Here is a 24,250-nt window from a genome sequence, read left to right as displayed (position 1 = left end):
GTCGGCGGCCCGTTCCCCACCTCGTGGGGGGCGGGCCGCCGACGCGTGTTCCGCCGGTCGTCGTGGCCACGGTCGACGTGGCGTGCAGGGCCGTGACGGCAGGCGCCGGGCACGAGGCTGCGGCGGCCGGCGCCGGTGAGGGGTGATCGCGAGGGGTCCGGTGGGCGCCCTCGGCGGTCGTCAGCGGAAGACGATCGTCTTCGGGCCGTCGAGCAGCACGCGGTGCTCCGCGTGCCAGCGCACGGCGCGCGCCAGGGCGCGGCGCTCGACGTCCTGCCCCAGGCGGACGAGGTCGGCCACCGTGCGGTTGTGGTCGACGCGCTCGACGTCCTGCTCGATGATCGGCCCCTCGTCGAGGGCGGCGGTCACGTAGTGCGCGGTGGCGCCGATGAGCTTGACGCCGCGCGTGTGCGCCTGCTGGTAGGGGCGGGCGCCCTTGAACGACGGCAGGAACGAGTGGTGGATGTTGATGATCCGGCCGGGCAGGCGCGCGCAGAAGTCGTCGGACAGCACCTGCATGTACCGGGCGAGCACGACGAGCTCGACGTCGAGCTCGTCGACCAGCGCCTGCAGCCGCGTCTCGGCGGCGGCCTTCGTGTCCGGCGTCACGGGCACGTGGTGGAAGCCGATGCCGTAGAAGTCGGCCAGCGGCCGCAGCGTCTCGTGGTTGGAGACGACGGCCACCAGGTCGATCGGCAGGCCCTCGGAGCGCTGCCGGAACGCCAGGTCGTTGAGGCAGTGCGCGGCCGTGGACACCATGACGAGCGTGCGCACCGGCCGGCCGGCGACGTCCAGCGACCAGTCCATGGCGAACCGGGGTGCCAGCGCGCCGAAGGCGCCGGCGAGGTCGTCGTACGAGGCGGTCGCGGTGACCTGGACCCGCATGAAGAACTGCCCGGTCTCGGGGTCCCCGAACTGCTGGGACTCGGTGATGTTCCCGCCGTGCTCGGCGATCAGCCCGGCCACCGCCGCGACGATGCCGGGGCGGTCGGGGCAGGACAGGGTGAGAACCCAGTCGGTCGGCTCGGACACGAGGCCCGAGAGTAGTGCCCCGGCTGCTCACCTGAAACGATGGGGCGCATGACGGACGACGAGCTCGACATCCGCCCCGTGACCGACGACGACGCGGGAGAGCTGCTGACGCTGCGGCGCGCCGCCTTCGTCACCGAGGCGCGGCTCATCGGTGACGTCAACATCCCGCCGCTGACCCAGACGCTCGACGAGCTGCGGGCCGACCTGGCGCGCGACGACGTGGTCACGCTCGGCGCGTGGGCCGGGCACCGCCTGGTGGCCTCCATCCGCGTGCTCGTCGAGGGCACGAAGGCGACGCTGGGTCGCTTCGCGGTGGCCCCGGACGTCCAGGGACGCGGCATCGGCACCCGGCTGCTCAACGAGATCGTCACGCACCTGCCCGAGGGCACGCAGGAGGTGTGGATCTTCACCTCGCGCGACTCTCTGCACAACATCGCGATGTACCAGAAGCGCGGCTACGAGTATCAGAACGACCAGACGGCCGGCGACCTCACCTACGCGTACCTGCGCAAGCTGCTGGGCGACGACGCCGCCGAGGACGACGCCCCGACGTCGTGACCGCGCGGTTGGTCGCCGGCCCGCCCGAGGGGGCGGTGTCGGTCCCGGCGGCGGTGGCCGCGCTCGCGGGCTCGTCGTCGGTCGAGGCGGTGTGGCGCAACGAGCTCGGGGGAGTGACCTTCGCGATCCCGGGTCGGTACGTCAAGTGGCAGCCCGCAGGTACGGGGATCGAGCCGGCGGACGAGGCGGCGCGCCTCGCGTGGGCGGCCGCGTACACCCCGGTGCCCGCCGTGCTCGGGTCGGGCACCGACGACGAGGGGACGTGGCTGGTCACCGCCGCGATGCCGGGCTCGTCGGCGGTGTCCCCGCGGTGGCTGGCCGCGCCGGCCGTCGCCGCCCGGGCGATCGGGGAGGGGCTGCAGGCCCTCCACGCGGCGCTGCCGGTGGGGCCGTGCCCGTTCGACTGGGGCGTCGCGGCGCGGCTCGCACGTGCCGACGAACGGCGCTCCGGCTCGTCGTCGGCCCGTGCGGGCCTGGGTGCGCCGCCACCGGTCGACCGGCTCGTCGTCTGCCACGGCGACCCGTGCGCGCCCAACACGCTGCTGGACGACGCCGGCCACTGGACCGGTCACGTCGACCTCGGCGCCCTCGGCGTCGCCGACCGCTGGGCGGACCTCGCCGTGGCGACGTGGAGCCTGGAGTGGAACTACGGGCCCGGCTGGGACGGCGTGCTGCTCGAGGCGTACGGCGTCGCGCCCGACGACGAGCGCACGGACTACTACCGGCGGCTCTGGGCCGCCACGTAGCGCCGTGGAGCTCCTGCGCGCGTGGCTGGCGGCAATCGAGGCGCCGGCCGCGGGCCGTGGGTTGGTAGGCTGACGCCGTCGCGACTGGCGCAAGGTGGGTTCCCACCGGGGAGCGACGAAGCAGCAGGACTGCGGGTCGGACGCCTGGGCCCGGCGGTCGCCACACACCACGGTGTGCGGGTCGACCCGCCCGCACACCCCGACTGCCACGGGAGCGCCGCCATGACCAACCTCCTCGACCAGGGCCTGTCCGAGGTCGACCCCGACATCGCCGCCGTCCTCGACGGTGAGCTCGCGCGTCAGCAGGGCACGCTCGAGATGATCGCCTCGGAGAACTTCGTGCCGCGTGCGGTGCTGCAGGCCACCGGCTCGGTGCTGACGAACAAGTACGCCGAGGGCTACCCCGGCCACCGGTACTACGGCGGCTGCGAGCAGGTCGACATCGCCGAGAACATCGCGATCGACCGCGCCAAGGCGCTGTTCGGCGCCGAGCACGCCAACGTCCAGCCCCACTCGGGCGCCACGGCGAACGCGGCCGTGCTGCACGCCCTCGCCACCGCGGGCGACCGGATCCTCGGCCTCGAGCTGTCCCACGGCGGCCACCTGACGCACGGCATGAAGATCAACTTCTCCGGCCGGCTCTACGACGTCGCCGCGTACGGCGTCGACCCGCAGACGTACCGGATCGAGCCCGAGGCCGTGCGGGAGGCCGCGCTGCGGCACCGCCCCGAGGTGATCATCGGCGGCTGGTCGGCCTACCCGCGGCACCTGGACTTCGCGGCGTTCCGTGCCATCGCCGACGAGGTCGGCGCGAAGCTCTGGGTCGACATGGCGCACTTCGCCGGCCTCGTCGCCGCCGGCCTGCACCCGTCGCCCGTGCCCTACTCGGACGTCGTGTCCTCGACCGTGCACAAGACGATCGGCGGGCCACGCTCCGGCTTCATCCTGTCCAAGGCCGAGTGGGCGAAGAAGATCGACTCCGCCGTGTTCCCGGGCCAGCAGGGCGGTCCGCTCATGCACGTGGTCGCGGCCAAGGCCGTCGCGTTCAAGATCGCGGCGACCGACGAGTTCCGGGACCGGCAGGAGCGCACGCTGTCCGGCGCGAAGATCATCGCCGACCGGCTCACTGCACCCGACGTCACCGCGGCCGGCGTCGACGTCCTGACCGGCGGCACGGACGTCCACCTGGTCCTCGTCGACCTGCGCAACTCGCCGCTCGACGGCCAGCAGGCCGAGGACCTGCTCCACGACGCCGGCATCACGGTCAACCGCAACGCGGTGCCGTTCGACCCGCGCCCGCCGCGAGTCACCTCGGGCCTGCGGATCGGCACGCCCGCGCTCGCGACGCGGGGCTTCGGCGATGTCGAGTTCACCGAGGTGGCCGACATCATCGCCACCGCGCTCGTCGGCGGTGCCGCGACGGACGTCACGGCGCTGCGAGCCCGGGTGGCGAAGCTCGCCGAGGCGTTCCCGCTCTACGCCGACCTGAAGCAGTACTGATGACGGCCGCCCTCCTCGACGGGAAGGCGACCGCCGCCGCCATCAAGGACGAGCTGCGCGTCCGCGTCGCGGCCCTCGCCGAGCGTGGCGTGCGGCCCGGCCTGGGCACGCTGCTCGTCGGCGACGACCCGGGGTCGCAGATCTACGTCGCCGGCAAGCACCGCGACTGTGCGGAGGTCGGCATCGCCTCGATCCGGGAGGACCTGCCGGCCACCGCGTCGCAGGACGAGGTCGAGGCGGCGATCCGGCGGCTGAACGACGACCCGGCGTGCACGGGGTTCATCGTCCAGCTGCCGCTGCCGCGCGGGCTCGACGCGCAGCGCGCGATCGAGCTCATCGACCCGGCCAAGGACGCCGACGGGCTCCATCCGACGAACCTCGGCCGGCTGGTGCTGCGGGTCAACGAGCCGCTGACGTCACCGCTGCCGTGCACGCCGCGCGGGATCCTCGAGCTGCTCACCCGCCATGGCGTCTCGCTGCACGGGGCCGACGTCGTCGTCGTCGGGCGGGGCGTGACCGTCGGCCGGTCGATCGGCCTGCTGCTGACGCGGCGCGCCGTCAACGCGACGGTGACGCTCACCCACACCGGGACGGCCGACCTCGCCGCGCACACCCGCTCGGCCGACGTCATCGTGGCCGCGGCGGGCGTGCCGTCGATCGTCACGGCCGACATGGTGAAGCCGGGCGCGGTCGTCGTCGACGTCGGCGTCTCCCGTGTGACGGACCCGGTCACGGGGAAGTCCCGCGTGGCGGGCGATGTCGACCCCTCGGTGCGGGAGGTGGCGGCGTGGGTGTCGCCCAACCCGGGCGGGGTCGGGCCGATGACGCGGGCGATGCTCCTGGCCAACGTCGTGGAGGCCGCCGAGCGCTCCCTGGGGTGACGTGCGGCCGGCCCTCCGGTCGTCGGATCGGCGGGCGCGGGCGACCATGGACGGGCCCACGACGAGGAGGCACCCATGGTTGCGGTCCGCGCCCACCTCTGGTTCGACGACAACGGCTACGAGGCCGCCCGGTTCTACGAGCGGGTGATCCCGGACACCCGCATCACGAGCGTGGCGACGGCGCCCGAGGGAGTGCCGGGCGCGCCGCCCGGGAGCCCGTACGTCGTCGAGCTCGACCTCGCCGGGGTGCCGTTCACCTTCCTGTCCGCGGGGCCGGGCCTGGCGCTCGACGACGCCTTCTCGGTGCTCCTCTCGGTCGACGGGCAGGACGAGGTGGACCACTACTGGGAGATCCTGACCGCCGACGGCGGGCGACCGGGGCCCTGCGGGTGGTTGCGTGACCGCTTCGGCGTGTCCTGGCAGGTGGTGCCTCGCCAGCTCATGGAGGTGATGTGGGGGCCCGACCCGGCGGGCGTCCAGCGGGCCACCGCCGCCATGCTGTCGATGGGCAAGCTCGACGTCGCAGCGCTCCAGGCGGCCTACGCCGGCTCCTGAGGTCGGGCCAGGAGGGGTGGCACTCGCGCCGCGCCCCACCTCCCGGCTTCCAGACAGCCGGGGCGGCGCCACCGTCAGCGGACGGATCGGCGGGGTGTCGGTGACGTCCTGCAGGATGTCCGGGTGCTGCGGGTCGCGTCGGTCAACGTCAACGGCATCCGGGCGGCCTTCCGCCGGGGGATGGGCGCGTGGCTGGCCTCGTCGGGCCCGGACGTGCTGCTGCTGCAGGAGGTCCGCGCGGACGACGAGATCCTCGCCGACCACCTCGCGCGCGACGAGTGGCACCTCGCCCACGAGGCGGCGGAGGCCAAGGGGCGCGCCGGTGTCGCGATCGCGTCGCGGCTGCCGATGCGGGCGATCCGGATCGGCATCGGCACCGGAGCGCCCGGCGACTCCGGGCGCTGGGTGGAGGCCGACCTCGAGCTCCCCGGCGGAGAGGCGCTCACGGTGGCGTCGGTCTACGTGCACTCCGGGACCGCGGGCACGGCGTCGATGGACGAGAAGTACGCGTTCCTCGAAGCGGTGACCTCACGCATGGCGGCGATCTCCGACGACGGCGGTCTCGCCGTCGTCGCGGGCGACCTCAACATCGCGCACCGCGAGGTCGACCTGAAGAACTGGAAGGGCAACCTCACGCACGCGGGCTTCCTGCCGGGGGAGCGCGCCTACCTCGACCGATGGTTCGACGAGCTCGGGTGGCACGACGTCGGCCGGCGGCTCGGCGGGGACGGCCCCGGCCCGTACACGTGGTGGTCCTGGCGCGGCAAGGCGTTCGACACCGACGCCGGGTGGCGCATCGACTACCAGATGGCCACGCCCCGGCTCGGCGAGCGTGCGGTCAAGGCGACGATCGACCGCGCGCCCAGCTACACGGAGCGCTTCAGCGACCACGCTCCGCTCGTCGTCGACTACGACCTCGGCTGAACGGCGAGCCGGCCGCCGACCACGGCGCCGCGCGCGCCGATCCAGCGGGGTCAGGCGGAGAGGAGCCCGAGGAGGTCGACGGGCGGATCGTCGGCCGCGGGGCGCGGCCGTGCATCGGGTGGCGCCTCGCCGTAGACACGGCCGTCGGGGTACCGATGCTCGACGCGACCGTCCGGCAACCGGTTGACCACGATGCCCTTGCGATGGATCTCGTGGTGGTGGAAGGAGCAGTACGGCAGGCAGTTCGCGAGATCGGTTCGCCCGCCGTGCTCGTACCACCAGGCGACATGGTGCAGCTCGGTGTCGGCCAGCGGCATGCCGCAGCCGAGGATCGAGCAGCCGCTGATGCCGGCCGCGTAGAGGGCCATCCAGTGCTGACGCTTGAAGCCCCGCGCCTCTCGGCCGAGGTTAAGGTCGGCGTCCTTGGCGCCGACGACGGCCCGGGTCAGGGCGCAGTCGCACAGGGCACGGGCGATCTCGGACGCCGGCCAGGCCTGCCCGGACTCGTCGGTGACCGGTTCGACGCCGCGCAGACGGCTGACCAGGTCGGCCGCCGACCCCGGCGTCGCCGGGCCATGGCGTGACAGGTCCGTGTCGCTCGGGTCCGGCTCCGCGTGGTCATCGCCGGCCGCCGGGGCTGACGGTGACTGCGGGGCGGCGCTGTGGTGATCGCCCGCGCTCGGCGGGTGACGACGAGCCGCCGCGGCGGCGTCCGCGCGAGGAGTGGGGTGCGCGGGAGGGGCCCCGTCCCGGGCTGTCCGGAGCGCCGCCCACGTCTCCTGGCTGAGCGTGAGGACGGCCTGCACGGGTGCGACCGCGCCGGGCATCGTGTCCTTGTCGCCCAGCACGCGGCGGACCATCGTCGCCAGGGCGTCGGCCCGGCGCTGCTCGCCGGTCCGCTCGTCGTCGATCGTCGGCCGGGGGCTCAGCGCCTGCAGCGCCTTGCCCAGCTCGTGCCCGACGACCGTGTCCAGCCGGCCCTTGAGCAGGGTGCCCGACGGCGTGTGCGTCAGGTTGAGGAAGCGGTTGGCGCGCTGCTCGTCGTGGGTGCGCTGCCGCATCGCCGGGTCGAGGCTGGCGCCCAGCTGCTGCAGCGCCTTGCCGAACGCGGAGCCGTCCAGCCGGCCCGCCAGCTCCACCACGCGCTCCTGGCCCTCGGCCGTCGCGAGGTCGGCAGCCAACGCGGGAGAGGCCGCGGTGGCGCGCGTGATCTGAGCGATGTGCGTCGTGGTGACCGGCCCGTCGACCAGCGCGTCCGCGACGGTCGGCATCGCGGCCAGCGTCCCGGCCTGCGCCACGGCGGCCATCCCGGCACCGCGGCCGGCTCGCGTCTCGCGCCCGACGAACCCCGCGAGGTCCCGGTCACCGCGCAACGCCCATGTGCCTGCGTCGCGCTCCGCGGTCAGCACCTTGCCCTCGACGGCTGCCACGAGGTCGCGGTGCTCGGACAGCCAGGCCAGCACAGCTTGCCGCGTCGGCGCGCTCCACGCGTCGGCCCCACCGGCGACGCCGAGGACGGCACGGAACGCCGCATCAGCAGCGGCGCACTCCGCCGGCAGCGCGGCGCGCGGCACCGGACTCGTCATCGTCGCGCACCCCCTGCGCATCGTCGAACGTATGTTCTAACGATAGCCGGACGTGCCGTCGGAGACAAGAGGAAGGGTGCCTGATCAGCACTTTCACCCGGAAGATGTCGGGTGTCCAGTGGAGCTTCGACGCCGCACCAGGGTTGGGCGTGACCGAGGCTGTGCCACCGCCACGAGCAATGGGGCGGGCGCTCCCGCAGCCGGACAGGCACCATCGCGCCTTCGCGCGGTACCGCCCTCGACGCGGCTAGGCAGGCCCCCGGGGTGTGCTCGCCCGGGACCGGTGGGCGGCCGGCGGCAGCGCTACGCGGCCGGGTCCGACGGGAGCGCCAGCAGGAACTCCGGCGCGCCCAGCCCCGACTCGGCGAAGGCCGCCGCGACCGCCGCCGCCACGGCCGACTCGGTCCCCGCACGCACCAGCGCGATCGCCGACCCGCCGAACCCGCCGCCCGTCATCCGCGCGCCGAGCGCACCGGCGGCGCGCGCCGCCGTCACCACCAGGTCCAGCTCCACGCAGGAGACCTCGTAGTCGTCGCGCAGCGAGGCGTGCGACGCATCCATCGCCGGACCCACCTCGTCGACGGCGCCCGAGCGCAGCAGCCCGACGAACTCGCGCACCCGCCCGATCTCCGAGAGCACGTGCCGCACGCGGCGCACCCGGACGGAGCCCTCGGGCGTTCCGTCGTCGAGCCGGGCCAGCGCGGTGGCGCCGCCGTCGGGCTCGTCGGCCACCGAGCGCAGCAGCGGCACGCCGAGCAGGGTCGCCGCCTCCTCGCAGGTCGCCCGCCGGGCGCCGTAGCCGCCCGTGGCGTGCGAGTGCTCGGCCTTGGTGTCGACGACGAGCAGCGCGAGCCCCGCGGCCGACAGGTCGAACGGCACCTGCTCCACCGAGCCGTCGAGGCAGTCGAGGAGGAGCGCTTGGCCGGCGTGGCACCTCAGGGACGAGGCCTGGTCGAGCCCACCCGTCGGCGCGCCCGCGATCTCGTTCTCGGCGCGCACGCACGCCGCCGCGAGACGGGCCCGCCCGGCGTCGTCGGAGGCCAGCCCGAGCCCGAAGACCTCGTCGAGCGCCACGGCGAACGCGGACTCCAGCGCGGCCGACGACGAGAGACCCGCGCCGTAGGGCACGCAGGAGTCCACCGTGGCGTCGAAGCCGCGCACGACGAACCCGGCCTGCCGCAGCGCCCACGCGACGCCGGCCACGTACGCGGCCCACCCCGACAGGGCCCCGGGCGCCACCGACGACAGCGACACCGCGACGACCGAGGACGCCTCCTGCGCCGACACCAGCCGGATCGTCTCGTCGTCCCGCGCCCGCAGCGCGACGAACGTGCGGTGCGGCAGCGCGATCGGCAGGCACAGCCCGCCGTTGTAGTCCGTGTGCTCGCCGATGAGGTTGACCCGCCCGGGCGCCGACCAGACGCCGTCAGGCTCGTCGGTGAAGGCGGTGGCGAACAGCGCGCGCACGCGCGCCGCGCCCTCGTCGCGCGACCAGGCCGGCCGCAGCGTCGCGGCCGAGGTGGTGGTGGTCATCGGGGCCTTTCAGCGGGTGACGGGGACGACGCCGAGCGGCTTGCCGGCCAGCCCGCGCGGGGTCGAGACGAGCCCGGCGGCGATCTCGCGCAGCGCCACCGCGGCGGGGGAGCCGGGGTCGGCGGCCACCACCGGCGTGCCGGCGTCGCCCGCCTCGCGCACGGCGATGTCGATCGGCACCCGGCCCAGCAGCGGCACGTCCGTGCCGACGAGCGTGGACAGGCTCGCCGCCACGCGCTCGCCGCCGCCCGACCCGAACAGCTCGAGCCGCGAGCCGTCCGGCTGGGTGAGCCAGGACATGTTCTCGATGACCCCGACCAGGCGCTGGTGCGTCTGCACGGCGACGGCCCCGGCGCGCTCGGCCACCTCCGCGGCGGCCAGTTGCGGCGTGGTGACGACGACGAGCGACGAGCCCGGCAGCAGCTGAGCCACGGAGATCGCGATGTCGCCCGTCCCGGGCGGCAGGTCGAGCAGCAGCACGTCGAGGTCGCCCCAGTACATGTCCGTGAGGAACTGCTGGAGCGCGCGGTGCAGCATCGGGCCGCGCCACACCACGGGCTGGCCGGGCTCGACGAACATGCCGATCGAGACGACCTTGACGCCGTGCGCCACCGGCGGGAGCAGCATCTCGTCGACCGCCGTCGGCGGCTGGTCGGTCCCCAGCATCCGCGGCAGCGAGAACCCGTAGATGTCCGCGTCGACGACGCCGACCGCCAGGCCCATCTGGGCCATCGCGACCGCGAGGTTGGCGGTGACCGACGACTTGCCGACCCCGCCCTTGCCGCTGGTGACGGCGATGACCCGGGTCAGCGAGTCCGGCTGCGCGAACGGGATGACCGGCTCGGGCCGCCCGCCGCGGAGCTTCTCGGTCAGACCGGCGCGTTGCTCGGCGGTCATCTGGCCGAGCTCGACCGAGACGGCCTGCACGCCCTCGAGCGCCTCCACCGCCGCCGTGACGTCCTTGACGAGCGTGTCCTTGAGCGGACAGCCGGGGACGGTCAGGTCGACGCGGACGGTCACGTGGCCGCCGTCGACGAGCACCGACCGGACCATGCCGAGGTCGGTGATCGGACGGCGGATCTCCGGGTCGAGCACACCGGTCAGCGCCTGGCGGACCGCAGCGGCAAGACCCTCGGGCTGGGAGGGGCTGGAGGGCATGCCGCCATCGTAAGCGGTGGCGCGGACGCCCCCGTGGGGCCAAGGACGTGACCTAGGACGTCCGCTCCGCGACCAGGTAGCCGCCCGCGTCGTACGTCACGGTGTAGGTCGCGCCGGGGTGGTGGGCGGTGGCCCACGCGACCAGCGCCGCGGGCGTCTTCTGGCCGCTGCTCCACGCGGAGTCGAAGACGAGGTAGTCCGCCGCCGGGTTGCCCTTGTTGCCCATCCAGTACACGTCGTGGTGGTCGACGAGGTAGTTCATCAGCCCGACGTCCGCCTCGACCGAGGCGCCGGCGGGGACCGCCGCCAGCGCGCCGCGGGCCGCCGCCTCCCGCGGGTTGGGGTGCCAGAACCCGGGGGTGCCGAGCTGTCCGAGCGCCACCTGCGGCGCGACCAGGGCGCCGACCGTCACGGCGACGGCGACGGCCGAGCGCGAGGAGGACCGCAGCCACGCGCGGGGCGAGCGTCCGGCGAGCTCGACCCCGTCGAGCATCGCGACGAACGCGATCGGCATGAGCACCGCGCTGTAGTGCCAGGTGTGGCCCCAGAAGCCGTAGTTGCCGGACCAGAACCGCCACAGGATCGTGGGCACCGCGACGAGCATCACCGGCGAGCGCAGCCCGACGAGCCCCGTGATCGCGACGAGGAGCAGCAGGGTGATGACCTTGCGCCAGTCGTCGACGAGGTGCGTGACCAGCAGCCACGGGTGCGTCGCGAGGTCGCGCCAGTCGAGCCGGTCGGCGTAGGCGAAGACGCCGGAGGGGTTGAGCGCGGGCAGGATCACCGCCTGCGTCAGGACGAGCCACACCACGCCCCAGGCGGCCAGGGCCCGGCCCAGCCACAGCGCGCGGCGGTCGTCGTCCGACAGCCACACCACCAGGAGCCCGATGACGAGCACGGTCGCGCCGAGGTCCTCCTTGACGAAGACCAGCGGCGCGGCCCACAGCGCGGCCGGCCACCAGCGCCGGCGGACCAGCGCGACCAGGGACAACGCCAGCAGCGGCACGGCGAACGCGATCTCGTGGAACTGGACCGCGACCGCGCCCACGACGCCGAAGCTCACGGCGTAGGCAGCGCCCACGAGCGACCCCGGGAGCGCGCCGAGCCGCCGCACCGCCTCGCGCGCGACGACGTACACGGACCACGCGAGCAGCAGGTCCTGCACCACCATGACGGTGACGGCGCTCGGCGCGATCCGGTACGGCAGGCCGAGCAGGACGAGCAGCGGGTGGAAGTGGTCGCCGAGCAGGTTGAAGCCGGCGCCCTTGATGTCCACCACCGGCGCTTGCAGGTGCGCGTACCGCTGCGCCAGCTGCGTGAAGATGCCCAGGTCCCACGAGGGCGTCTCCAGGCGGCGCCACTGCGACCACGAGAACGTCACGTAGGTCGCCAGCGCGAGGACCGCGACGACGAGCGGTCCGACGACGAGCCCGGCGGCCCGCGCGGCGGGCGCAACCGTCGCCTCGTCGGGCACCGCCACCTGTTCGCGGGCGCTCGTCGTCGTGCCGCCGGCGACGGGTTCCACCGCCTCGCCGACGACGTCGTCGACCGCTCGGTCGGCGCTCAGTCGGACGCCTCGAGCTCGGTCATGGCCTCCGTGGCCTGCTCCTCCTTGAGGTCCTCGAGCAGCTCGCGAAGCTCGGAGCGGACGAAGTCGCGGGTCGCGACCTCGGCGAGGCCGATGCGCAGCGCGGCGATCTCGCGGGCGAGGAACTCGGTGTCGGCGAGGTTCCGCTCGGCCTGCTGCCGGTCCTGCTCCAGGGAGACGCGGTCACGGTCGTCCTGCCGGTTCTGCGCGAGCAGGATCAGCGGTGCCGCGTACGAGGCCTGCACCGAGAAGCACAGGTTGAGCAGGATGAACGGGTACGGGTCCCAGTGATGGATCAGCCCGACGGCGTTGAGGATGATCCAGACGATGATGAACGCCGTCATGTAGAGCAGGAACCGACCGGTCCCCATGAACCGGGCAAAGGCCTCGGCGCCGCGCCCGACGCGGTCGGGGTCCCGCTTGGGCCGCCACCCGAGACGGGAGCCACGCGGCTGGTCGAGACGCTCAGCCATGGCGCGTCCCGTCCGACGCCTCGTCGTCCGCCTCGCGCCAGTCCTCCGGCAGCAGGTGGTCGAGGACGTCGTCGACCGATACCGCGCCGAGCAGGCGGCGCTCGCCGTCCAGCACCGGCAGCACCAGCAGGTTGTAGGTCGCCAGCTCCCGGGCGACGGTCGTCAGCGGGCTGTCCGGCCGCAGCGCCTCGATGTCGGTGTCGACGATCTGCCCGATGGACTCGTGCGGGGGGTGGCGCAGCATCCGCTGCAGGTGCACCACGCCGATGAAACGGCCTGTCGGCGTCTCGAGCGGGGGCCGCACGACGAAGACCGTCGAGGCCAGCGCCGGGTTGAGGTCCTCGCGGCGGACGTGGGCGAGGGCGGCGGCGATGGACGTCTCGGGGCCGAGGATCACGGGCTCGGTGGTCATGAGGCCACCGGCCGACCGGTCCTCGTAGGCCAGCAGGCGCAGCACGTCGGCGGCCTCGTCGGGCTCCATCGCCGCCAGCAGCTCGTTCTTGCGCTCGTCGGGCAGCTCGCGCAGCAGGTCGGTCGCGTCGTCGGGCTGCATCTCCTCGAGGACGTCCGCGGCGCGGTCGATCGCCAGGCCGGCGAGGATCGCCACCTGGTCGTCCTCCGGCAGCTCCTCGAGCACGTCCGCCAGCTGCTCGTCGGACAGCGCGGCCGCGACCTGGATGCGGCGCCGGCTCTCCATCTCGTGCAGCTCGTCGGCGACGTCGGCCGGCTTCATCTCCTCGTACCGCTCCGCCAGGAGCTCGGCACCCTGCGTCGGGGCGTGCTGGAACAGCCCGGCCACCTCGTCGAGCCCCACGGTCTGCGTGGTGCCGCGGCGACGCAGCAGGCCACCGCCGCCCTTGTGCCGGACCGACAGCTTGGTCGCGACCCAGTCCCCTCCCCGCTGGACCTCGATCGCCACGTCCTCGACGGTCGCCTGGGACACGCCGTCGGCCAGCGTCACGGTGCGCTCGAGGAGCTGGCCGACGACGAGCGTCTCGGTGGCGCGCTGCTCGAACCGGCGCATGTTGAGCAGCCCGGTGCTGATGACCTGCCCGGCGTCGATGCTCGTCACCCGGGTCAGCGGCAGGAAGATGCGCCGCTTGCCCGGCACCTCGACGACGAGGCCGACGGCGGCGGGGGCGGCCTTCAGCCGCTCGAGCAGCACGACGTCGCGGACCCGGCCGACCTGGTCCCCGATGGGGTCGAAGACGGCCGTGCCGGCGAGGCGCGCCACGAAGACCCTGGTCCCGACCGAGCTCACCGCGAAAGCGTAACCGGGCAGGTGTGCCTGGCACGGGTGCGCGCCGTGCGGGAGGATCGGTTCATGAGCATGAGCAGCGCGAACCGTGTGCCGCGGGTGCCGACCCTGCCGCAGGGGGAGACCGTCGCCTCCTACAGCACCTACCTCGAGGCGCAGAAGGCCGTCGACCACCTCGCCGAGCACCAGTTCCCGGTGCAGCAGGTGACGATCGTCGGCAGCGACCTGAAGACGGTCGAGCGGGTGCTGCGGCGGCTGTCCTACCCGTCGGCCGCCATCGGCGGCTTCGCGTCCGGGGCGTGGTTCGGCCTGTTCGTCGGCCTGATCCTCACGCTGTTCTCGTCGTCCGCGCTGGACCTCATGATCCCGGCCGTGCTCTTCGGCGGCGCGTTCGGGTTGCTCTTCTCCGTCATCACGTACTCGCTGACACGCGGGCGGCGCGACTTCACGTCGTCCAGCCAGATCGTCGCGACCTCGTACGCCGTGCTCTGCGCGTCGGAGCATGCCGGTCAGGCCCGCCAGATGCTCGCCGCCGTGGGCGGGGTCGTCTCCGGCTGGCCGGGCTCCGTGCCGACCCCGCCGCCGGTCGCGCCGGCACCGCCGCTCGGGCAGCCCCCGTCGACGCCGACCTACCCCGTCCCGCCCACGCCGCCGACCCCCCCGACGCAGCCGCCGGCCTGACGGCGTCAGTGGCGGATCGACAGCACGCCGAGCGCCACGATGCACGCCGTGATGAGGGCGACCGCCACCCAGTAGACGGCGGCGACCGCCCTCGGCGCCGTGAACTCGCCCATCAGCCGGCGGTCGCGCGCGATGCCCGACATGTAGCCGAGCAGCGGCAGCAGGAGCACCGCGTTGACCACCTGGGTGCCGATGAGCAGCGGGACCAGCGACACGCCCGGCAGGAGCACCAGCACCAGGCCCGTCACCGTGACCAGCGCGAACGTCCCATAGAACAGCGGCGCCTCGGCGGGCGAGTCGTCGAGGGCCGCCGGGCGCCCGGCGAAGTCGCACACCGAGTAGGCGGTCGACAGCGGCAGGATCGAGGCGGCCAGCAGCGCCGCGCCGATCAGCCCACCGGCGAAGAGCTGGGACGCCAGCCGGCCGGCGAGCGGCTCCAGCGCGGCGGCCGCGTCCGACGCGTCGGTGATCGTCAGGCCGTGGGCGTGCAGCGTCGCGGCGCACGCGACGACGACGAAGAAGCCGATGACCCCGGTGAGGATCGCGCCGGTGACGACGTCCCAGCGCAGCAGCCCGAGCTCGCGCGGCGTGAGCCGCTTGTCGACCGCGTACGACTGGATGAACGCCAGCCCCCACGGCGCCAGCGTGGTGCCGAGGGTGGCGGTGGCGATGAGCACCGCGTCGCGTCCCGACGGCAGGCTGGGGACCACCGTGCCGGCGAACGCCGCGCCCCAGTCCGGGCGCGCCAGGAAGCCGGCCGCGATGTAGGCGATGAACACCGCCGAGAGCGCCAGCAGCACGCGCTCGACGCCGCGGAACCCGCCCCGCAGCACCAGGACCGACACGAGCAGGGCCGCGACCGGGACTGAGATGTACCGGCTGACCCCGAAGATCTGGAAGCCCGCCGCGATGCCCGCGAACTCGGCGGTCGTGGTGCCGACGTTGGCCAGGCCCAGGGCGGCGATCGACAGCACGCCGGCGCGGGCGCCGTAGCGCTGCCGGATGAGCCCGGCGAGCCCCTGGCCGGTGACGACACCGATCCGCGCGCCCAGGTCCTGGAACAGGATCAGCGCGATGGTGGAGACGGTGAGCACCCACAGCAGGCGGTAGCCGTAGCCGCTGCCGAGCACGGAGTACGTGGTGATGCCGGCGGGGTCGTCGTCGGACAGCCCGGCGATGAGGCCGGGCCCGACGACGGCGGCCAGCGCGCCGAGGGTGATCCGGACCCGGGTGCGGCGGCGCGTGGGCGGGGTGGCGGTCGTGGTGCTCACTGGGCACCGCCCGAGGAGCGCTGCCACGGCCAGCGGCGCTCGCCCTGGTGGGCGAGCAGGTCGACGACGTCGTCGGCGAGGATGCGGCCGATCGGGCGGTTCGCCTCGTCGACCACCAGCAGCGACGAGCCGCGGTTGTCGGTCATCCGCTCGACGATGTCGTCCAGGCCGGCGTCCGGACCGACCGTCACGGGCCACGGCGGCCCGACGAGTCCGCGCAAGGGGGTGTCGGGCTCCGCGCCGAGCAGCTCGACGAAGGACACGTCGTCCAGCAGCGCGCCGGCCTCGTCGACCACGACGACGCCGGCCGGCGTCTCGCCCTCCTGCACCTGCCGGCGCACGGCCGCCACGGCGTCGCGGACGGTGTCGTCGGCGGGCAGGCGCACCAGCCGCGACGTCATGACGCCGCCGGCGGACTCCTCGTCGAACTGCAGCAGGGCGCCGAGCTCGGCACCGCGGTCCGCCGTCATCGCGTCGAGCAGCTCGTCGCGCTCCTCGGGCGGCATCTCGCGCAGGGCCTCGACGGCCTCGTCGGCCTCCATCGCCGCGACCAGCTCGGCGGCCTGCTCGACGGGGGCGTCGCGCAGCAGGTCGTTGAGGTCGCGGGCGTTCATCTCCTCGAGGGCGTCGGCCGCGGTACCGGGCTCGAGGCCGCCGAGCAGCTCGCGCCGCTCCGCGCGGCCGAGGGTCGCCAGCAGGTCCGCGAGGTCGGCGGACCGCATCCGGCGCAGCTCGGAGTGGGCGCGGGCCAGCCGCACCGACCCGCCCGGGACGCCGAAGGGCTGCACGCTCGACCAGTCGAGCACCAGGCCGGGGCTCGGCCGGCGCCCGAGCCCACCGGGCAGCGAGCGCCGCAGCAGGGACGTCAGCGAGACGTCGACGCCGACGAGCCGCCACACCGCCTGCACCCGCGTGATGTACAGGTCGGAGGCGCGGACCACCTGGACGCCCTGGACGTCCACGAGCTGGTGGTCGATGACGTCCCCCAGCAGCTGCAGCTCGCCCGCGCGACGCACCACGTCACGCAGGTCGAACCGCGTGGAGCGAAGGCGCACCGCGGACTGCTCGATCGCCTCGACGTCGGCGGCGTGGAGCCAGGTGCGGCGCTGGCCCACACGCACGATGAGCCCGGTGACCGGCGAGTAGCCCGCGTCCCAGTGGACGACGACGTCGACGACCGTGCCGACGACGTTGCCGTCGCCGTCGCGCACGGGGCGGCCGGCGAGGCCCGCGACGGAGACGAGGGCGCCCGCGACCTCCCGTCGCAGCGCGAGGACCTTGGGTCCGCGGCCGGCGCGTGAGCGCAGCCCGGCACGCCCGGGTGGGGCGGTGGGAAGGACGGAACCCGCCATGGGGACCTCCCGACGTACGCATGGCGCGCGCCGCACGGGCGCCGTCGACGAGGAGCTGGCACCGCGGTCACGCGCTGGGACTGGGGGACGGGCGCACGCCCGCCCCGGGCGGGGCGGCGGCGTCGTGGCCAGGGCTACGCCCGGCGGCCGAGGGGCACGGCCGCGACGTGGGTCAGCGGCGGTGCGAGGCGGCCGGCGAGAGGCGGGCCCTGCACGTACTGCCTGGTGCCATGCGGCTCACCCCCAAGGTCCGGTCCGCTGCGGGCGTACCCGCCCGGGCGCACAGGGTACCCGCCTCAGCGCTCCCGCAGGGCCGCCATCCAGGCCTCGACGTCGTCCGGCGTGCGCGCGAGCGCCCCGGTCAGGAGCCGGCAGCCGTCCTCGGTCACGACCACGTCGTCCTCGATGCGCACCCCGATCCCGCGCAGCTCCTCCGGCACGAGCAGGTCGTCGGACTTGAAGTACAGCCCGGGCTCGACCGTGAACACCATGCCCGGCTCGAGGACGCCGTCGAGGTACATCTCCGCGCGCGCCTGGGCGCAGTCGTGCACGTCGAGGCCGAGGTGGTGGCTGGTGCCGTGCACCATCCAGCGGCGGTGGAGCTGCGCGTCCGGGTCGAGCGACTCGGCGGCGCTCACCGGCAGCAGCCCCCAGGCGGCGACGCGGTCCGCGATGACCGCCATCGCCGCGGCGTGCACGTCGCGGAACCTGATGCCGGGGCGGATCGCCGCGATCGCGGCGTCCGCGGCGTCGAGCACCACCTGGTAGACCTTCCGCTGCGCGTCCGTGTACGTCCCGTTCACGGGCAGGGTGCGCGTGACGTCGGCCGTGTAGAGCGAGTCGGCCTCCACGCCGGCGTCGAGGAGCAGCAGCTCGCCGTCGCGCACGGCGCCGTCGTTGTCGGTCCAGTGCAGCGTGGTCGCGTGCTCGCCGGCGGCGGCGATGGTGTGGTAGCCGACGTCGTTGCCCTCCTGGCGGGCGTGCCCCAGGAACGTGCCCTCGACGACGCGCTCGCCCCGCCGGTGGGCGGTGGCGGCGGGCAGCGCCCGCACCACCTTGGCGAAGCCCTCGATCGTCGTGTCGACGGCCAGCTGGAGCTGCGCGAGCTCGTGCTCGTCCTTGACGAGCCGCAGCTCGCTGAGGGCCTCGGCCAGCCGCTCGTCGGACCGGCCCGCGGCCTCGTCCGCCCGGATCTGCGCGACGACCTCGTCGACCGCCTCGTCGACGCCCGCCAGCAGCAGGATCGCCACGCCGTCGGCGCCGGCGTCCTTGGCCAGCGCGTCGCGCAGCCCGTCGAGGTGCTCGGCGGTGATGCCGGTGAGGACCTCGATGTCCGCCAGGGCAGGCCGCGCGCCGACCCAGAACTCCCCGTGGGCGCTGTCGGCGAAGAACTCCTCGGTGTCCCGGCCGGCCGGCGGGTTGAGGTAGAGCACCGCGTGGTGTCCCGAGCCGCCGTCGCCGGCGCCGTCCTCGACGGGGTGCAGCACGAGCACGGCCTGTGGCTCCTGCTCCATGCCCAGGCCCGTGAGGTGCGCGAACGCGGCGTGCGGCCGGAACCGGAAGTCGGTGTCGTTGGACCGCACGGCGGGCGTGCCGGCGGGCACCACGAGGCGCGCACCCGGGAACCGCGCGGACAGGCGCGCCCGACGAGCGGCGGCGAAGTCCGCGGCGGGCGAGCGCGTCACCCCGAGGTCCGTGCGCGGCCCCCAGCCCGACGTGACGAAGTCGAGGAACCGCTTCGACGTCGGGCGCAGCGAGCGGTTGCCGCCACGGGTGCCGAGCGGCTGGTCAGAGGTCTCGGGGGAGTCGGTCACCCGGTCATCCTCCCACCGCGCGACGAGGCCACCGGCGACCGCTCGGCAGGTCGGTCAGCCGAGCGACGCGGCGCGATGGCGCTCAGGGGCGACGGTCCGGGTGGACCTCCATACGCCAGGTGCCTGCAGGTCCACCCGATGCCGGCGGGACGGGCGGCGACCACGGGACGCGGGCGCCCGGGGGCCGGCGAGGCGGGCGCTACCGTGTGCCGGTGCGCATCGACCTGCACACCCACTCGTCGGCGTCCGACGGCACGCAGGCACCGGCCGAGGTGGTGCGGGCCGCCGCCGACGCCGGCCTCGACGTGCTCGCGCTCACCGACCACGACACCACGTCCGGGTGGGACGAGGCCGCGGCCGCCGCGCGGGTGGCGGGCGTCGCGCTGGTGCGCGGCACGGAGGTCTCGGCGCGGTCGCAGCGCGTGTCGGTCCACCTGCTCAGCTACCTCCAGGACCCCGGGTACCGGCCGTTGGCCGACGAGCTCGCGCGCATCGCGGACTCGCGCGTGCACCGGGCGGAGCGGATCGTCGAGGCACTGTCGCGGGACGTGCCCATCACGTGGCAGCAGGTGCTGGACCAGGCGGGCGACGGGACGGTCGTCGGGCGCCCGCACATCGCCGACGTCCTCGTCGTCAACGGCGTGGTGCGCGACCGGGACCAGGCGTTCGCGACGCTGCTGCACGCGCGCGGCCCGTACTACGTGCCGTACCACGCCCCGGACGCGGCCGCCGCCGTGGAGCTGATCAGGGCGGCCGGCGGGGTGCCGGTGTTCGCGCACCCCGGCGCGGACGGCCGCGGGCGGATCGTCGAGGACGCCGTGTTCGACGAGCTGGCCGAGGCCGGCCTGGCCGGCCTCGAGGTGTTCCACCGCGACAACGACGAGGCCCAGCGGGCCCGGCTGGAGGCGATCGCGGAGCGGCTCGGGCTGCTGGTCACCGGGGCGAGCGACTACCACGGTGCCGGCAAGCTCAACCGGCTCGGGGAGAATCTGACGGCGCCGGAGGTCCTGGCGGCGATCGAGGAGGAGGGAACCGTCGAGGTGGTCAGGCCGTGATCGACGTCCAGCTGTTCATCTCTGTGTTCGTCACCCTCTTCGTCATCATGGACCCGCCCGGGACGGTGCCGATCTTCCTGGCGCTGACGCGGTCGATGACGCACGCCCAGCGCGGGCGCGCCGCCTGGCAGGCGCTCGCGGTGGCGTTCGGCGTGATCGTCGGGTTCGCGCTGTTCGGCCAGCAGCTGCTGACGTACCTGCACGTGTCGCTGCCGGCGCTGCAGGCCGCGGGCGGCCTGCTGCTGCTGCTCGTCGCGATGCAGCTGCTCACCGGCAAGGACCAGGGCGGCGTGCCCGACGACGTCGAGGTCGGGGGCAACGTGGCGATGGTGCCGCTCGGCACGCCCTTGCTCGCCGGGCCGGGCGCCATCGTCGCGACGATGGTGTTCGTGCACCAGGCGTCGGACGTCACCCAGTGGGTCGCCCTCGGGCTGGGCATCGTCCTGGTGCACGCGTGCCTCTACCTGGCGATGCGCTTCGCGACGGCCGTGCACCGGGTGCTCGGCGACTCCGGCACGCTCCTCGTCAGCCGCATCGCCGGCCTGCTCCTGGCGGCCATCGCCGCGCAGATGCTGGCCGACGCGATCCTCTCCTTCGCCCGCCAGGTGTAGCCGCCTCGCCGGACCGCGCGGTCAGTCCGTCGTGGCCGGGGCGGCGGACGACGAGCCCGAGCCGCGGCGGTGCCGACGGCGGCGGCGCTTGGCGGCGTCCGACGACCCGTCGGCACCGGTGGTGGCGGCGTCGACCGCCCGTGCGGGGCCGCCGGCCTCGTCGTGCGCGGGCTTGGGGCGCGACTCGCCCCGACCCTCGCCGGAGCGCGCCGACGCCTCCCCGGAGCGGCCTTCGCCGGAGCGGGCATCGCCGGACCGTCCGGAGCGACCGTGGCCACCGCGACCGCGGCCACCGCCGCTGCGGCCACCGTCGTCGTGCGGGTGCCCGTGGCGGTCGCCGGACGAGCCCCGGCCGCCGGCGGCGCCGCCGTGCTTGCCCGTCTCGCCGAGGTCCTCGATCTCCTCCGCCGCCAGGCCGGCGCGGACCTGCCGGTCCTTCGGCAGGCGCCCGGTGGTGCCCTGGGGGACGTCCAGGTCGGTGTACACGTGCGCCGACGAGGAGTAGGTCTCCACCGGCTCGGGGATGTCGAGCTCGAGCGCCTTGTTGATGAGGCCCCAGCGCGGCATGTCGTCCCAGTCGACGAACGTCACCGCGGTCCCCTTGTTGCCCGCGCGGCCGGTCCGCCCGGTGCGGTGGAGGTAGATCTTCTCGTCCTCGGGGCACTGGTAGTTGATGACGTGCGTGACGTCCTCGACGTCGATGCCGCGGGCCGCGACGTCGGTGGCGACGAGCACGTCGACCTTCCCGTGCCGGAACGCGCGGAGCGCCTGCTCACGGGCGCCCTGCCCGAGGTCGCCGTGGATGGCGCCCGCGGCGAACCCGCGCGCGGTCAGCTCCTCGGCCACCTTGGCGGCCGTGCGCTTGGTCCGCGCGAACACGATGGTCAGGCCCCGGCCCCGCGCCTGCAGGATGCGGGCCAGCAGCTCGAGCTTGTCGAGCGCGTGCGCGCGGTAGGCGACCTGGGTGATGTTCTGCACCGTCTGGTGGTCGTCGCCCGGGTCGTGCGCCCGGATGTGCGTCGGCTGCGTCATGTAGCGGCGGGCCATCGCCACGATGGCGCCCGGCATGGTGGCCGAGAAGAGCATGGTGTGGCGGCTGGCCGGCGTGGCGCCCAGCAGCTTCTCGACGTCGGGCAGGAAGCCGAGGTCGAGCATCTCGTCGGCCTCGTCGAGCACCACCGTGCGCGCATGGGCCAGGATCAGCGCGCGCTGGTTGAGCAGGTCGATCATGCGGCCCGGCGTGCCGACGACGACCTCGGCGCCGCGTGAGAGCGCCTCGACCTGCGGCTCGTAGGCGCGCCCGCCGTAGACCTGGACGATCCGCACGCGGCGGCCGGCGGCGGCCATCGCGAGGTCGCCCGCCACCTGGACGGCCAGCTCGCGCGTCGGCACGACGACGAGGGCCTGCGGCTTGCCGGGGGCGGACAGCTCGTCGTACCCGGGCTCACCGGGGGCGACGACGTGCTCGAGCAGCGGGATGCCGAAGCCGAGCGTCTTGCCGGTGCCGGTCTTGGCCTGGCCGATGATGTCGTGCTTGGCCAGGGCGACCGGCAGCGTCATCGCCTGGATGGGGAACGGGTTGACGATGCCGCGCTCGGCCAGCGCCTCGACCGTCTCGCGACGGATGTCGAAGTCGGCGAACGAGGCGTCGACGGCCTGCACGGAGGCGGCCGCACGGGAGGCGGCGCCGACGGGCGTGGGGACGGCGTCGGCGGCGGTCTGGTGGGTGTCGATGTCGGCGCCGACCGCGGTCGGCTGCTCGGAGGTGGTCACGCAGGACCCTTCACGGGAGGGTGGCGCTGCGCGGCGGCCGGGCCCGGGCCCACGATGCTGGCCCCGCCCTGGTCGCGGCGGCGTCGCCACGCTGGTTGGCCGGCAGCCGATCGTGAACGTCGTCTCGCACCCGGACGCCCCTGGGGGCGGTGCGAGGTGGCCGGTGAGCCTGAGAAGCAGGACGACCGGGCAACCGTATGAACGGCGACAGTCTACCCGAGGTCGTCCGACGACCGAGGGAGGGTGCCGTCGGGCGGGTGAACGGACGGTGACGGCCGGTGGTCCGCCCGGGGTGGGGCGGGGTTACCATCCGTGGATGGCCATCGCCCCCCCGATTGCGGACCCCTCCACCACGATCGAGCTCCTGGGCCTCGCCGCCCAGGTGGAGCACACCCAGTTCACCCGTCTGGCCGCCTACTCGCGAGTGGCGCCGGGCACGGCGCAGCGCATGGCGTTGGCGCGGTGCGCCGTGCAGCGGCTCGACGCGTGCGAACGGCTCCTGACGCGCATCACCGAGCTCGGCGGCGACGCCGACGCGGCGATGGCGGCCTTCTCCCACGTGCTCGACGGGTTCGACTCCCGCACGGCCTCCACCTCGTGGGCGGAGCGGCTGCTGGTGCCGTACCTGGGCTACGGCGTGGCGGACGACTTCTGCCGGATGGCCGCCGACGGGCTCGACGACGAGAGCCGCGCGCTGCTGCAGGAGGTGCTCACCGACCCGATGCCGGCCGACCTCGCGCTGGCCGAGCTCGACGACGTCACGGCCCACGACCACGTGCTGGGCGCGCGGCTGGCGCTGTGGGGGCGCCGGCTCGTCGGCGAGGCGCTCACGGTGGTGCAGAGCGTGCTCGAGTCGAAGCCCGGCATGGAGCACCTGCTCGGCGTCCAGCGCGGGGCGCTGTACGGCAAGCTGACGGCCGAGCACGCCCGCCGGATGGGCCGGCTGCGGCTGACCGCCTGACGGGCTAGAGGGAGCCGAAGCCGACCCGCGCGCGGGTCTCGGCGCCGATCTCCACGTACCCGATGCCCGCGGTCGGCACGATGATGCGCCGGCCGTGGGTGTCCACCAGCTCGAGCGCGGGCTTGCCCGCCAGCGCCGCAGCGACGGCCGCGGCCACCACGTCCGGGGACTCGTCGGACTCGAGCGTGATCTCGCGGGGCAGGTCCCGCACGCCGATCGTGATCTCCACGCCGCTGGCCTCCTTGGATGTGGCGGAGCCTCGATCCTAGGTCGTCGCGGCGCCGGGCCCCTCGTCCGCTCGTCGTGCGGGCCGCACGAGGCCGGCCACGCCCGCCCAGGCGACGCGCGCGACGAGGTCCGCGGTCTCCTCGGCGCTGGGCGCGTCGTCCCGGCGCAGCCGATGGATCGCGGCGCCCTGCGCCATGGCGACCAGCCCGACGGCGACCGTCCGCGCGGCCTGCGGCGCCAGGTCCGTGACGTGCGCCAGCACGTCGGCGATGCGCTGCGCGGCGTCCCGCGAGGCGCTCTCGACGCGCCCGCGGACCGCGGGGTCGTGCGTCACGTCGGACTCGAAGAGCAGGGTGGCGACCTCGCCGGCGGCGTCGACGAACGTGACGTAGGCCCGGACGATCGCCGCGACGACGTCGCGCCCGTCGCCCGGCGTGCCGGCGACGACCGGCCGCACGGCGTCGTCGATCGCCGTCAGGAGGTCCTGCCCGAGCGCGTCGACGATGGCGAGGTAGAGGTCGAGCTTCGACGGGAAGTGCCGGTAGAGCACGGGCTTGGTGACGTGCGCGTGCTCGGCGATGTCGTCCATCGAGACGTGGTGGTAGCCCCCGGCGGAGAACAGCTCCTGGGCGACCGCGAGCAGCTGGCCCCGGCGCTGCTCGCGCGTGAGGCGTCCGGCGCCCTCGGCATCCACGCGCGCATGGTAGCCATC

General features: G+C 74.6%; 23 protein-coding genes and 1 riboswitch. Of the genes, 10 read left to right on the top strand and 13 right to left on the bottom strand.

What is annotated here, in order from left to right:
- Positions 1 to 180 precede the first annotated feature (180 nt).
- Positions 181 to 1,032, bottom strand: coding sequence for a formyltetrahydrofolate deformylase (gene purU / locus BGO37_RS04555; RefSeq protein WP_291752692.1), 852 nt, complete (start codon positions 1,030 to 1,032; stop codon positions 181 to 183).
- A gap of 48 nt (positions 1,033 to 1,080) precedes the next feature.
- Here purU and BGO37_RS04550 point away from each other — a divergent pair, with 48 nt between their 5' ends.
- From BGO37_RS04550 to BGO37_RS04525, 6 genes are all read left to right on the top strand, one after another.
- Entirely contained in the window at positions 1,081 to 1,590 is a 510-nt protein-coding gene (locus BGO37_RS04550; protein WP_291752691.1) for a GNAT family N-acetyltransferase, read from the top strand.
- On the top strand, positions 1,587 to 2,336 hold the full coding sequence (locus BGO37_RS04545) for an aminoglycoside 3'-phosphotransferase (RefSeq protein WP_291752690.1): 750 nt from the start codon (positions 1,587 to 1,589) through the stop codon (positions 2,334 to 2,336). Before BGO37_RS04550 ends, BGO37_RS04545 begins: the two co-directional genes overlap by 4 nt.
- Before the next feature lie 70 nt (positions 2,337 to 2,406).
- A riboswitch (ZMP/ZTP riboswitch) is annotated at positions 2,407 to 2,493 on the top strand.
- Between the two features lie 65 nt (positions 2,494 to 2,558).
- Entirely contained in the window at positions 2,559 to 3,836 is a 1,278-nt protein-coding gene (glyA, locus tag BGO37_RS04540) for a serine hydroxymethyltransferase (RefSeq protein WP_291752689.1), read from the top strand.
- On the top strand, positions 3,836 to 4,717 hold the full coding sequence (locus tag BGO37_RS04535) for a bifunctional methylenetetrahydrofolate dehydrogenase/methenyltetrahydrofolate cyclohydrolase (protein WP_291752687.1): 882 nt from the start codon (positions 3,836 to 3,838) through the stop codon (positions 4,715 to 4,717). The genes glyA and BGO37_RS04535 overlap by 1 nt, the downstream gene beginning before the upstream one ends.
- Before the next feature lie 75 nt (positions 4,718 to 4,792).
- Positions 4,793 to 5,272, top strand: coding sequence for a VOC family protein (locus BGO37_RS04530; protein WP_291752686.1), 480 nt, complete (start codon positions 4,793 to 4,795; stop codon positions 5,270 to 5,272).
- Between the two features lie 123 nt (positions 5,273 to 5,395).
- Positions 5,396 to 6,196 (top strand): exodeoxyribonuclease III, encoded by an 801-nt coding sequence (locus BGO37_RS04525; protein ID WP_291752685.1) that lies wholly within the window; start codon positions 5,396 to 5,398, stop codon positions 6,194 to 6,196.
- Positions 6,197 to 6,246: 50 nt separating this feature from the next.
- On the opposite strand, the gene BGO37_RS04520 is transcribed toward BGO37_RS04525, so the two are convergent.
- From BGO37_RS04520 to BGO37_RS04495, 6 genes are all read right to left on the bottom strand, one after another.
- Positions 6,247 to 7,782 carry a DUF222 domain-containing protein gene (locus BGO37_RS04520; RefSeq protein ID WP_291752684.1) on the bottom strand — a complete coding sequence of 512 codons (1,536 nt, stop codon included), beginning with the start codon at positions 7,780 to 7,782 and terminating at the stop codon, positions 6,247 to 6,249.
- A 303-nt stretch (positions 7,783 to 8,085) separates the two neighbouring features.
- The gene (gene galK, locus BGO37_RS04515; protein ID WP_291752683.1) at positions 8,086 to 9,315 is read right to left on the bottom strand and encodes a galactokinase; all 1,230 of its coding nucleotides are present in this window, start codon (positions 9,313 to 9,315) and stop codon (positions 8,086 to 8,088) included.
- A gap of 9 nt (positions 9,316 to 9,324) precedes the next feature.
- Positions 9,325 to 10,473 (bottom strand): Mrp/NBP35 family ATP-binding protein, encoded by a 1,149-nt coding sequence (locus BGO37_RS04510; RefSeq protein ID WP_291752681.1) that lies wholly within the window; start codon positions 10,471 to 10,473, stop codon positions 9,325 to 9,327.
- A gap of 52 nt (positions 10,474 to 10,525) precedes the next feature.
- The gene (locus BGO37_RS04505; protein WP_291752680.1) at positions 10,526 to 11,998 is read right to left on the bottom strand and encodes a DUF2079 domain-containing protein; all 1,473 of its coding nucleotides are present in this window, start codon (positions 11,996 to 11,998) and stop codon (positions 10,526 to 10,528) included.
- Between the two features lie 38 nt (positions 11,999 to 12,036).
- Positions 12,037 to 12,534, bottom strand: coding sequence for a DUF1003 domain-containing protein (locus BGO37_RS04500; RefSeq protein ID WP_291752679.1), 498 nt, complete (start codon positions 12,532 to 12,534; stop codon positions 12,037 to 12,039).
- A complete protein-coding gene (locus BGO37_RS04495) occupies positions 12,527 to 13,795 on the bottom strand; it encodes a CBS domain-containing protein (RefSeq protein ID WP_291752676.1) in 1,269 nt (422 codons plus the stop codon). The genes BGO37_RS04500 and BGO37_RS04495 overlap by 8 nt, the downstream gene beginning before the upstream one ends.
- A 63-nt stretch (positions 13,796 to 13,858) precedes the next feature.
- Between BGO37_RS04495 and BGO37_RS04490 the strand changes: the two genes are divergently transcribed.
- Positions 13,859 to 14,473 (top strand): general stress protein, encoded by a 615-nt coding sequence (locus BGO37_RS04490; RefSeq protein WP_291752674.1) that lies wholly within the window; start codon positions 13,859 to 13,861, stop codon positions 14,471 to 14,473.
- Positions 14,474 to 14,478: 5 nt separating this feature from the next.
- Here the strand turns inward: BGO37_RS04490 and BGO37_RS04485 are convergent, their stop codons facing one another.
- The 3 genes from BGO37_RS04485 to BGO37_RS04475 all read right to left on the bottom strand — a co-directional run bounded on the left by BGO37_RS04485 (position 14,479) and on the right by BGO37_RS04475 (position 18,910).
- A complete protein-coding gene (locus BGO37_RS04485; RefSeq protein WP_291752672.1) occupies positions 14,479 to 15,744 on the bottom strand; it encodes an Nramp family divalent metal transporter in 1,266 nt (421 codons plus the stop codon).
- Positions 15,741 to 17,096, bottom strand: a complete 1,356-nt coding sequence (locus BGO37_RS04480) for a CBS domain-containing protein (RefSeq protein ID WP_291752670.1) — start codon at positions 17,094 to 17,096, stop codon at positions 15,741 to 15,743. The genes BGO37_RS04485 and BGO37_RS04480 overlap by 4 nt, the downstream gene beginning before the upstream one ends.
- A 296-nt stretch (positions 17,097 to 17,392) precedes the next feature.
- Positions 17,393 to 18,910, bottom strand: coding sequence for an aminopeptidase P family protein (locus BGO37_RS04475; RefSeq protein WP_291752668.1), 1,518 nt, complete (start codon positions 18,908 to 18,910; stop codon positions 17,393 to 17,395).
- A 212-nt stretch (positions 18,911 to 19,122) separates the two neighbouring features.
- Between BGO37_RS04475 and BGO37_RS04470 the strand changes: the two genes are divergently transcribed.
- Together BGO37_RS04470 and BGO37_RS04465 are read left to right on the top strand one after the other, a co-directional pair.
- On the top strand, positions 19,123 to 19,965 hold the full coding sequence (locus BGO37_RS04470) for a PHP domain-containing protein (protein WP_291752665.1): 843 nt from the start codon (positions 19,123 to 19,125) through the stop codon (positions 19,963 to 19,965).
- The gene (locus tag BGO37_RS04465; RefSeq protein ID WP_291753009.1) at positions 19,965 to 20,576 is read left to right on the top strand and encodes a MarC family protein; all 612 of its coding nucleotides are present in this window, start codon (positions 19,965 to 19,967) and stop codon (positions 20,574 to 20,576) included. Before BGO37_RS04470 ends, BGO37_RS04465 begins: the two co-directional genes overlap by 1 nt.
- 21 nt (positions 20,577 to 20,597) lie before the next feature.
- Here BGO37_RS04465 and BGO37_RS04460 read toward each other — a convergent pair whose 3' ends face one another.
- Positions 20,598 to 22,349 carry a DEAD/DEAH box helicase gene (locus BGO37_RS04460; RefSeq protein ID WP_291752664.1) on the bottom strand — a complete coding sequence of 584 codons (1,752 nt, stop codon included), beginning with the start codon at positions 22,347 to 22,349 and terminating at the stop codon, positions 20,598 to 20,600.
- Positions 22,350 to 22,665: 316 nt separating this feature from the next.
- Here BGO37_RS04460 and BGO37_RS04455 point away from each other — a divergent pair, with 316 nt between their 5' ends.
- Positions 22,666 to 23,310 (top strand): ferritin-like fold-containing protein, encoded by a 645-nt coding sequence (locus tag BGO37_RS04455; RefSeq protein ID WP_291752662.1) that lies wholly within the window; start codon positions 22,666 to 22,668, stop codon positions 23,308 to 23,310.
- A 4-nt stretch (positions 23,311 to 23,314) separates the two neighbouring features.
- Here the strand turns inward: BGO37_RS04455 and BGO37_RS04450 are convergent, their stop codons facing one another.
- Positions 23,315 to 23,539, bottom strand: a complete 225-nt coding sequence (locus tag BGO37_RS04450; protein ID WP_291752660.1) for a DUF3107 domain-containing protein — start codon at positions 23,537 to 23,539, stop codon at positions 23,315 to 23,317.
- Between the two features lie 36 nt (positions 23,540 to 23,575).
- Positions 23,576 to 24,232: a TetR/AcrR family transcriptional regulator gene (locus tag BGO37_RS04445; RefSeq protein WP_291752658.1), complete on the bottom strand. Its 657-nt coding sequence runs from the start codon at positions 24,230 to 24,232 to the stop codon at positions 23,576 to 23,578.
- Positions 24,233 to 24,250 lie beyond the last annotated feature (18 nt).

The sequence above is a fragment of the Cellulomonas sp. 73-92 genome, assembly GCF_001898175.1.
Taxonomy (GTDB): domain Bacteria; phylum Actinomycetota; class Actinomycetes; order Actinomycetales; family Cellulomonadaceae; genus Cellulomonas.
Note: the sequence above shows the minus strand (reverse complement) of the source record. Positions and strands in the feature narration are given on the sequence as shown.

What these genes read in the sequence shown, in the direction of transcription:
- BGO37_RS04550 (WP_291752691.1), top strand. Translation starts at nt 1,081, where the DNA reads ATGACGGACGACGAGCTCGACATCCGCCCCGTGACCGACGACGACGCG.
- glyA (WP_291752689.1), top strand. Translation starts at nt 2,559, where the DNA reads ATGACCAACCTCCTCGACCAGGGCCTGTCCGAGGTCGACCCCGACATC.
- BGO37_RS04535 (WP_291752687.1), top strand. Translation starts at nt 3,836, where the DNA reads ATGACGGCCGCCCTCCTCGACGGGAAGGCGACCGCCGCCGCCATCAAG.
- BGO37_RS04530 (WP_291752686.1), top strand. Translation starts at nt 4,793, where the DNA reads ATGGTTGCGGTCCGCGCCCACCTCTGGTTCGACGACAACGGCTACGAG.
- BGO37_RS04520 (WP_291752684.1), bottom strand. Translation starts at nt 7,782, where the DNA reads ATGACGAGTCCGGTGCCGCGCGCCGCGCTGCCGGCGGAGTGCGCCGCT.
- galK (WP_291752683.1), bottom strand. Translation starts at nt 9,315, where the DNA reads ATGACCACCACCACCTCGGCCGCGACGCTGCGGCCGGCCTGGTCGCGC.
- BGO37_RS04510 (WP_291752681.1), bottom strand. Translation starts at nt 10,473, where the DNA reads ATGCCCTCCAGCCCCTCCCAGCCCGAGGGTCTTGCCGCTGCGGTCCGC.
- BGO37_RS04500 (WP_291752679.1), bottom strand. Translation starts at nt 12,534, where the DNA reads ATGGCTGAGCGTCTCGACCAGCCGCGTGGCTCCCGTCTCGGGTGGCGG.
- BGO37_RS04490 (WP_291752674.1), top strand. Translation starts at nt 13,859, where the DNA reads ATGAGCATGAGCAGCGCGAACCGTGTGCCGCGGGTGCCGACCCTGCCG.
- BGO37_RS04480 (WP_291752670.1), bottom strand. Translation starts at nt 17,096, where the DNA reads ATGGCGGGTTCCGTCCTTCCCACCGCCCCACCCGGGCGTGCCGGGCTG.
- BGO37_RS04455 (WP_291752662.1), top strand. Translation starts at nt 22,666, where the DNA reads ATGGCCATCGCCCCCCCGATTGCGGACCCCTCCACCACGATCGAGCTC.